Consider the following 8,530-nt stretch of genomic DNA (forward strand, 5'->3'; position numbering starts at 1 on the left):
ACGGCGGCGCGGGCGGCACCGCCACCGACGGTACTAAGGGCGACGACGGGGCCGGCGGGGTCGGCGGCCAGGGCGGCCAAGGTGGTGACGCCGGCAACGGCGGCACCGGTGGCAACGGCGCCAACGGCGGCACCGGCGCCGCCGCCGGGGCGGGCGGCAACGGCGGCGACGGCGGCGACCGTGGCACGCCCGGCGCCGGCGGGGCCGGCGGTATGAGCGGTGATGGCAGCACCCAGGCCACCCACGGCGGCGTCGGCGGTCAGGGCAGCGGCGGCAACGGCGGCAACGGCGGCAACGGCGCCAACGGAGAGGTGGTCGCTGGCAACGTCGTGCAAGCCGGCGGCGCCGGCGGCAACGGCGGCGACGCCGGGACGGAAGGCAACGGCGGGGTCGGCGGCGACGGCGGCGCCGGCGCCGCCGGCGTTGACGGCGAGAACCCGGCGTCGTCACCGGCACCGGTGGGCCGGGACGCCACCATCCCCGGGCAGGACGGCGGCGTCGGGAGCACCGGGGCCGGCGCCAACGGCGGCAACGGCGGCAACGGCGCTTCCGGTGTGGCTGGCTTGGCGGGGGGCAACGGCGGCAACGGCGGCGCCGGTGGCAGCGGCGGGACGGTGTCCGGCGACGGCGGCGCCGGCGGCACCGGCGGCGCCGGCGGCCAGGGCGGCACCGGGGCGCCGGGCGGCAACGGCGGCGCCGGCGGCGCCGGCCAGAACGCCTACATCGGCAGTCCCGCCACCGACGGCGGCAACGGCGGCGACGGCGCCACAGGTGGCGCCGGCGGCGACGGCGGCAACGCCGGGCACGGCGGGGCCGGCGGCGCCGCTCCCGGCAACGGCACCGCGGGCGAGGCCGGCGCTAACGGTTCGACCGGCGACGGCGGCGCCGGCGGCGCCGGCGGAAAGGGCGGGGCCGCCGGGTCCGGCGGGAGCGGGACGCTGTTGTCGCCGCCCGGCAAGGACGGTTCACCCGGTGAAGCCGGCGCCACCGGCACGCCCGGTGCCAACGGTGTGGTAGCCGACTGACCGGTGGTTCACGCGGTGGTGTCCGGGGAGGCCATCTCAGATACACCCGGCGGCGGCTCGCGCAGTCGTGGAATGTCTTCGGGTGAGCGCGGCCAGACCGAAAGCGCTATCCGGTAACCCCATTGCGCTACATAAGGTTCGCCGATGAATACAGCGCCCATCCGCTGGTCGAACCGGCGCCCTGGGGCATCGTCGTTAAGCTCACTATCTCCGATGATGCGTCGGCACTGCGGTTCGGCGCTGAACATGGTCGCAACGATGTGGCGGAAGACCAACTCCCCGATCCCTTTCCGGATGTTCGCGGGATCGGCGATGGCGCCGTGCACGCCGACGTCGTAGGGATCGGCTTCGTAGACGGTGCCGACCACGTCTTGCGCCACACGGAACAACTCGACATATCCAATGTCTTGGCCTGCCAAGCTGACGACATACGGGCGGGAGTACCAGCCTGCGAGCTGGTTGCTCAAGTGCTCACGCCACCACGTCACGCTGTTGTCGCGGCTCCAGAGGCCGGCCAGATGGGGGCGGTTCATCCACTCGGTGATCATTTCGGCGTCCGCGTGCGGGCGGGCGAAGCGCATGCCGTACGGTTCGGGAAGCACCGGCAGCGGCAGCGGCGGCGGGACGACACGGATCTGGTAGGGGTTAGCCGCCACTTCCCGCTCGTTTCGGGCAGTCATATCCGAAGTGAACCCCTTACCGCGCTACCGGTCAACCGTTGTCACTGCAGCACATCGGCACACAGATCACCGCACCTCCTAAAGCAACGAAGACGTCTACCCGCGCAGCTTCGATGAGTCGAAGCGGAAGATTGACGCTTTCGTACAGGCATAGATAGAGTTGTAATCACTTCTCTGACAACAGTTGTGCGATAACGAGGAATTCGGTGGACAGTCTGCGCGCGCCCGCTGAGGAGGTCGATTCGGTCACCGAACCGACGACCTGGATCGGCGACGTCCGGTTGTTTCATGATGCTGCAGGGCTGGACGGAAGGCCCTGCATGATGCACCTGGAGGACCCACCGAACACGACGCGGCCCGCGCATTGGCACCGGAGTGACGTTGTTTACTTTTACGTGCGCGGTACGCAACACATCGACGGCGAGGGAACGTACCAAGCAGGGGATGTCCGTTGGGCTCGGGCGGGCCGTGTCTACGGTCGGCGGACCACAGGGCCGGAGGGAAGTGCTTGGTGGGCGGTGTCGGACCGTGACCCGGCGCCAGTGGACGTGGCGCCGCCGGGCACGCCGGCGCGGTTGCCTAGGTTCGATGCACCGTATGACTGGGCGACGATTGACGCGGCGGTGCAGGACGAAGGTGCTGCCGTCGTCGAGGGCCTTGTAGATCACACGCTGCGCGAGGCTTTTTTGGCCGGGATTGACAAGTGGATCGCCCAGCATCCCGATGCCGGCGCACCACACACCGGATTCGACCGATACGACAGGTTTTGGGGCTTGAAAACCCGGCGCCTGCACGGCTTGGTCGCCAAGACGGACGCCGCTGTCCCCCTCGTGGCGCACCGCCACATCCTCGGATGGGCCCGCCGGATGCTCGCGCCGGTCGGTCAGCAGATCCTGCTTAACGCCGGTGAGCTGATCGATATCGGCCCCGGAGAGTCCGCCCAAACCCTGCACCGCGACAATGACAGCTGGCTGGCGCTGCCGCGGTCCGAGCACAGCGTGCTCGTGCTCGCGATGGTGGCGCTGACTGAGTTCACCGAGGCGACGGGTGCCACCAACGTTGCACCAGGTTCTCATCTCTGGGCGCGCGGCCGCCGCCCTGAGCCACAGGAGATCGCCGTAGCCACGATGGAGCCCGGTGATGTGCTGCTCTTCCGCGGTGACATCCTCCACAGCGGCGGCGCCAACCTTACGACCGGCACCACGCGGCGCGGACTTTCCCTGAGCTACGTAACGAGCTGGCTGCGGCCCTTGGAGGCTTCTCTGCTCAACGTTCCACCCCATCTCGCCAGGACGCTCCCGACGGAGGTCGCGGACCTGTTGGGCTATGCCGCGATTGACCGTACCGACAATAGCGAGCTTGTCGGTCTCTACGAGCTCGGCTCACCGCGACTTGCGTTGACGCATCCGAATACCAACGCCGCGCCGTCATCCACTGCCACATCCTGATCATCATCGGCCTGGCCGCCGACCACGTGCCCGGTGTCACTGCGTCCCTTGGCCGCGGCGGGCTGTGAACTGGTCGACATCGATGGCGTAGCTGCGCGAGGCGTCCCGCGGCCGGGATATCAGGTCCGGCTTGGCGATCCGCGCCGACGGGGTGAGCGGGAAGTCGTCGACGAACTCCACCCATCGCGGAATCTTGAACCGCGCAAGGCGGTCTCGGGTAAAGGCGATGATCTGCTGGGCGGTCGCCGCCGTGGGCCGATATCCCGCCGCCAGCTGGATGTAGGCCTTCACTTCTTCGCCGAGCACCTCGTCGGGAATGCCTGCGACCGCGGACATCACCACCGCAGGATGCTGGTCGAGCAGCCGTTCGACCTCGGCACAGGCCACGTTCTCGCCACCGCGACGCACCATGTCCTTGAGCCGGCCGACGACGCTGACGGCGCCGTCGATGTCCATCACCCCAAGGTCACCGGTGTGCAAACAGCCGTCGCGCAACGACGCCGCGGTCTTCTCAGGCTGGTTCCAGTAGCCCAACATCATCGGGGCGCCGCAGGTGACGATCTCACCGGGTACACCGGCCGGCACCGGCCGGTCGTGCTCGTCGACGATCCGGACAGACTTGCCCGGTGCCGGGTAGCCCACCTTGCCCGACCCGACCAGGCTGTCGGCGTCGACGGGCACCGCCAAGTCCACCCCGGTCTCGGTGAGCCCGTACGCCTCCCGCCAGGGGACACCCCACCGCTCCTCCAGCTTCGCGTGCAGCTCGGGCACAATGCCCGAACACATGACCAGGCGGACCCGGCTCTTCTTATCCAAAGGGCCGGGCGGCTGCTTGTACAACAGAACCGGCATCGCCCCCAACACGTAGAACAGCGTGGCCCGGTGACGCCGCACGTCGGCCCAGAACCCGGACGCGGAGAACCCGGGAAGCACCACCAACGGGATGCCCGCGGTCAGGCACAGCATCGTGTTCCACATCGGGTCGACGTAGGAGAACGGCTGTGCGGTCAGCACCACGTCGTCTGGGCGGATACCGGTGTAGGCGGCGGCGAGCTCGCCCATCCGGACCCAGTAGTCGTGAGTGAGCATGCACGCCTTGGGGAACCCGCTGGTGCCGGAGGTGTACTGCAGGTTCGCCAGATCACCCCTGCGCACCGTCGGACCGGGCCGGTCGGGCGCGTCGCCGCGCGCGCTGGCCAGCTCGTCGGCCAGGACCACCCGGGCGTCGCCGGACCGCACCCTCGACGTTTCGGCCAGCACCGGCCTGCTCTCCTCGTCGGTGATGACCAGGGAAGCGCCGGAGTCGTTCAGCACGTAGTCGAGGTCCGCGCTGCGGTAGGCATGGTTCACCGGCACCGCGACCGCGCCCGCCTGCAGGGTGGCCAGCCACGACAGCGGCCAGCGGCTGTCGTTGGGCAACATGATGGCCACCCGGTCGCCGGGCCTGATTCCGCGTGTGAGCAGATCCCGTGACCAGGCGGCGACCTCCCGGGCCGCGGCGGCGAAACTAAGGCTCCGGTCGGGGCAGCGCAGAAACTCCCGGTTCCCGCACGCGCGAGCGGAGTCGCCCAACAGGCTGACGACTGTGGCCACCTCATCAGGCGTGGAGTGGATACCGTTCGAACTGTGTGCGGTTTCCGGTGCGGTCAGTTCCCTATGCCTTTCTGCCGATCATTGAGGGCGGCGCCCCGGATCCGGGCAGTCTCACTATCTTTGCAGGACAGACTCTTCACTCATCGGTACCGTATCACGTGGAATTTCACGAAATCCGGGCTAATAAGGGCTGATGAGGGCTAGTGAGGGCTAGTGAGGGCTAGTGAGGGCTAGTGAGGGCTGATGAAAGAGAAACGATGGCACTCAATGTGAAGGGCGAGGGACTCGGCGCCCAAGTCACGGGGATCGATCCACAGCAGCTGGACAGCATCGCGACCGGCGAGATCCGCGACATCGTCTACCAAAACAAGCTCGTCGTCCTGAAAGACCTCCTGCTGTCGCCGGAAGAATTTATCCGACTCGGAAGAAGAATCGGAGAGATCGTTCCGTATTACGAACCCATGTATCACCACAAGGAACACCCGGAAATCTACGTTTCGTCGACGGAGCAAGGCCAAGGGGTCCCAAAGACCGGAGCGTTCTGGCACATCGACTATATGTTCATGCCGGAACCTTTTGCGTTTACCATGGTGCTGCCCCTCGCGGTGCCCGGGCAAGACCGCGGCACGTATTTCATCGACCTGAACAAGGTCTGGGAATCGCTTCCCGATGCCAAGCGCAGCCGAGTCCGCGGGACATTCAGCACCCACGACCCACGGCGCCACATCAAAATCCGGCCCAGCGACGTTTACCGACCCATCGGAGAAGTATGGGACGACATCAACCGAGCCACTCCCCCAAGAAAATGGCCGACGGTGATCAGGCACCCGAAGACCGGACAAGAGATCCTCTACATCTGCGCGACGGGCACCACATCGATCGAGGACGAAAACGGAAACCTTCTCGACCCGGCGGTGCTGCAAGAGCTGATGGCGGCGACCGGGCAGCTCGATCCCGACTACACATCGCCGCTCATCCACACTCAGCACTACAAGGTTGGCGATATCCTGTTGTGGGACAACCGGGTTCTCATGCACCGAGCGAAGCACGGCAGCGCCTCGGGCACCGTGACGACCCACCGTCTGACGATGTTGGATGGGCTCACCACACCAGGATTCGCCGTATGAGCACCGCCGACGTGACCCCGGATACGCCAACGGCAATGGATTCCACCGATACCGTTCCGATCGCGGAGAGCCTACTCGCCAGAGTGCTTGAGCCGTACACCTACAAAGGCTGCCGCTACCTCGTCGACGCAGCGTCCCAATCGACCGCGGAATCGGTGCTTGCGTATGGGAACTTCCGCATCGATGAATCGGCCTACATTCGCAGCACCGGGCACTTCAACGCGGTGGAACTGCTGCTGTGTTTCAACCAGCTCGCGTACAGTGCGTTCGCTCCAGCTGTCATCAACAAGGACATCCCTGCACTCCGTGGCTGGTCGATTGATGACTATTTCCACCATCAACTCGGAAGCATGATGATCAGGACCGCATCGTTACGGTTCAAAAAACCGATCAACGCGCAGAAGTTCTCCGCACGCTTGCTGTGTCAGGATTTGCAGGTCATCGAACGCAAGCGGCGGTATCTGCTGGTCCCCTGCGTGATCGAGTTCTGGGACAACGACGGTGGGGCTGCGTCCGCCGAGGTCGAGCTGGCGGCCCTTAACATCCCCTAGCGTCGATTTCGCCAACTTTCGGGATCGCCGCCGCGATGGTATCCATCAGCGCGGCATAGCGCCCGGCCTGCGGGTCCCGGCCGGGCTTGCCGCTGCTGATCAACCCGGCGGCCAGCCCGCGTTGCGGGTCGGCCCAGACCGCGACGTTGACCAGCCCCAGATGGCCGAACGCCGCCGGTGCGCCCCGCCCGAACGGCCCGAACCGCGTCGACCCCAGCATGTAGCCGGTGCCCCAGCGCAGCGGCACCAACCCGGTCGCGACGTCCGGCCGCAGCCGCCGGCACTGCGCCGTCGCGGCCCGCAGCGTCTCCGGCCGCATCACTCGCACGCCATCGAGTTCGCCGCCGCGCCGCCAGATCTCGGCGAACCGAGACAGCTCGAAAGCCGTCGAGATGGTGTTCGACGACGGGATCACGCTGGTCAAAAACAACGGCTTGGTGGTGTAGGGGATGACCTGGTGCACGGTGCCGCCGATCGCTTTGCGGAAAACCGCCGCGATCGGCGCCGGCAGCGGCGTGCCGGTGGCATGACTCGGCGCCACCCGTGGCACATCGTCGGGGGCGACCCCGAAATTGGTCCACCGGAAGCCGAGCGGGTCGAGGATCTCGGCGGCCAGAATGTCGCGGATGTTCTTACCCGTTGCCGCCGAGACGATCTCGCGCACCAGCGGCCCCCAGGTCAGCGCGTGGTACATGTGCATCCACCCCGGCGGGTACACCGGCCGCAACGTGGCCAGCTGCTCGCGGGTGTAGGCGCTGTCGTCGACGCGGCGCACGTCCGGTCGCGGACCGGTGGGAAACGGCACCCCGGCGCTGTGGGTCAGCACGTGGCGGATCGTGGTGCGGCCCTTGCCGTAGCGTTCGTAGCCCGGCAGGTAGTCGCAGACCCGGTCGTCGAGTGAGAAGCAGCCCCGCTCGGCCAGCATGTGCACCACCGTCGCGGAGATCGCCTTGGCTGCCGAGTACGCACAGAACGGCGTCTCGGTGCTCACCGGTATCTTCTCGGCGTCGGGCGGATCGGTCGGCGCGTTGCCCCGGCCGTGCCCGATCGCGCGGTTGAGCACCACCCGGCCGTCGTGGCGCAGGCACAGCTGGATCGCCGGGTGCATCCCGGCGGCATACCAATGCCGCACGGCCCGCCAGATCCGCTCGACCGCGGCGGGGTCGATCCCGGTGTGGTCTTCTGCGCCGGTCGCGGTGACCGCGTCGAGGTCGGCGGGGACACGGATTCTGCCTTGCAGGGCGGGGTCAGCTATCGGATTGGCCACGTTGGCCAGGCTACGTGGCCCAGTCCATGATCAGGGCTCAGCGGCGCACCACCGGCAGCTTCCGGTTCTCGGCTGTTCGGGTGAGCTTCTCATCGAAGCATGCGACACCCGCGCCGTAGTCCTCGGCGGCCAGCAGCACGCAGCAGTCCGGCATCTTCAGACCGGTCGCTGCACGCAGTTCGGCGAGCCGGACTGCGGTGTCGGCGGGAAACGGCAGCTCGTGGATCTCCAGGTCGTGCAGCGCCGCCAGCACCGGTTCCAGGCGTTTGTCGCGGACCGGTGCCACTAGCACCTCTGCCAGGGTGAGCGAGTTGATGGCGAGGTCGTCGTCGATCACCCGGGCCAGTAGCCCTTCGGCGGCTGCATGGTGGTCGTCCTGGCCGTCCAGAAAGGCGACGAGGACGCTCGCGTCAAGCACGATCACTCGGGCCAGCCCTCGCGGAGCCGCCGGAGATAATCCGGCCCGTAGCTACCGGTCAGCGATCCGCTGTGCCTGCGCACGGCCGCCAGCCTGCGGCGGCGTCGGGCGTCTCGGCTATTGCGGGCGGCGGCGTTACCCTCCAGCGCCAAACGCACGAGCAGCTTCGCACGGCTCAGGTCAGGGTAGCGGCGGGCGGCGTCATCGAGGGCGTCGGCGAGCTCATCGGTCTCGGTCACGAAATGCCGCCGGCGGGCGGTAGGCACCTCGCCAGTGTATCACTGGTGCAGTTAGGTGCTACACCTATTCGGCTGCTGCCCGTTGGTCATTCGCCGGTGAACTCGGGCTTGCGCTTGGCGAACGTCGCGGTGATCCCCTCGGTGAGGTCTTTCGACGGCAGAAACGCCGCGTTCCACGCCGC

The 8,530-nt window shown here is 67.5% G+C and carries 8 protein-coding genes and 2 pseudogenes; 4 read left to right on the forward strand and 6 right to left on the reverse strand.

Features of this window, described 5'->3' with window-relative positions:
- Nucleotides 1-1,025, forward strand: a pseudogene (locus tag AC2VOP_RS11450) (PE family protein); the annotation flags it as partial.
- 8 nt (nt 1,026-1,033) lie between these two features.
- Here AC2VOP_RS11450 and AC2VOP_RS11455 read toward each other — a convergent pair.
- Entirely contained in the window at nt 1,034-1,705 is a 672-nt protein-coding gene (locus tag AC2VOP_RS11455; protein ID WP_486961074.1) for a GNAT family N-acetyltransferase, read from the reverse strand.
- Nucleotides 1,706-2,247: 542 nt separating this feature from the next.
- On the opposite strand from AC2VOP_RS11455, the gene AC2VOP_RS11460 reads away from it, so the two are divergent.
- Nucleotides 2,248-3,153: a phytanoyl-CoA dioxygenase family protein gene (locus AC2VOP_RS11460; RefSeq protein WP_486961075.1), complete on the forward strand. Its 906-nt coding sequence runs from the start codon at nt 2,248-2,250 to the stop codon at nt 3,151-3,153.
- A gap of 36 nt (nt 3,154-3,189) precedes the next feature.
- Here the strand turns inward: AC2VOP_RS11460 and AC2VOP_RS11465 are convergent, their stop codons facing one another.
- Nucleotides 3,190-4,746: an AMP-binding protein gene (locus AC2VOP_RS11465; protein ID WP_486961076.1), complete on the reverse strand. Its 1,557-nt coding sequence runs from the start codon at nt 4,744-4,746 to the stop codon at nt 3,190-3,192.
- 257 nt (nt 4,747-5,003) lie between these two features.
- Between AC2VOP_RS11465 and scoE the strand changes: the two genes are divergently transcribed.
- Nucleotides 5,004-5,873, forward strand: a complete 870-nt coding sequence (gene scoE, locus AC2VOP_RS11470) for a (3R)-3-[(carboxymethyl)amino]fatty acid oxygenase/decarboxylase (RefSeq protein ID WP_486961077.1) — start codon at nt 5,004-5,006, stop codon at nt 5,871-5,873.
- Nucleotides 5,870-6,424: an FcoT family thioesterase gene (locus tag AC2VOP_RS11475; protein ID WP_486961078.1), complete on the forward strand. Its 555-nt coding sequence runs from the start codon at nt 5,870-5,872 to the stop codon at nt 6,422-6,424. Before scoE ends, AC2VOP_RS11475 begins: the two co-directional genes overlap by 4 nt.
- Here AC2VOP_RS11475 and lipE read toward each other — a convergent pair.
- The 4 genes and pseudogenes from lipE to AC2VOP_RS11495 all read right to left on the reverse strand — a co-directional run.
- Complete coding sequence (lipE, locus tag AC2VOP_RS11480; protein ID WP_486961081.1) at nt 6,411-7,664, reverse strand: lipase LipE; 1,254 nt, start codon at nt 7,662-7,664, stop codon at nt 6,411-6,413. The two genes, AC2VOP_RS11475 and lipE, sit on opposite strands and share 14 nt — an antisense overlap.
- Before the next feature lie 64 nt (nt 7,665-7,728).
- Nucleotides 7,729-8,115: a type II toxin-antitoxin system VapC family toxin gene (locus tag AC2VOP_RS11485; RefSeq protein WP_486961079.1), complete on the reverse strand. Its 387-nt coding sequence runs from the start codon at nt 8,113-8,115 to the stop codon at nt 7,729-7,731.
- Nucleotides 8,112-8,375: a hypothetical protein gene (locus AC2VOP_RS11490; RefSeq protein ID WP_486961080.1), complete on the reverse strand. Its 264-nt coding sequence runs from the start codon at nt 8,373-8,375 to the stop codon at nt 8,112-8,114. The genes AC2VOP_RS11485 and AC2VOP_RS11490 overlap by 4 nt, the downstream gene beginning before the upstream one ends.
- A 59-nt stretch (nt 8,376-8,434) precedes the next feature.
- Nucleotides 8,435-8,530: pseudogene (locus AC2VOP_RS11495) on the reverse strand (enoyl-CoA hydratase); the annotation flags it as partial.

The sequence above is a fragment of the Mycobacterium sp. TH-M106 genome, from assembly GCF_057473765.1.

What these genes read in the sequence shown, in the direction of transcription:
- AC2VOP_RS11455 (WP_486961074.1), bottom strand. Translation starts at nt 1,705, where the DNA reads ATGACTGCCCGAAACGAGCGGGAAGTGGCGGCTAACCCCTACCAGATC.
- scoE (WP_486961077.1), top strand. Translation starts at nt 5,004, where the DNA reads ATGGCACTCAATGTGAAGGGCGAGGGACTCGGCGCCCAAGTCACGGGG.
- AC2VOP_RS11475 (WP_486961078.1), top strand. Translation starts at nt 5,870, where the DNA reads ATGAGCACCGCCGACGTGACCCCGGATACGCCAACGGCAATGGATTCC.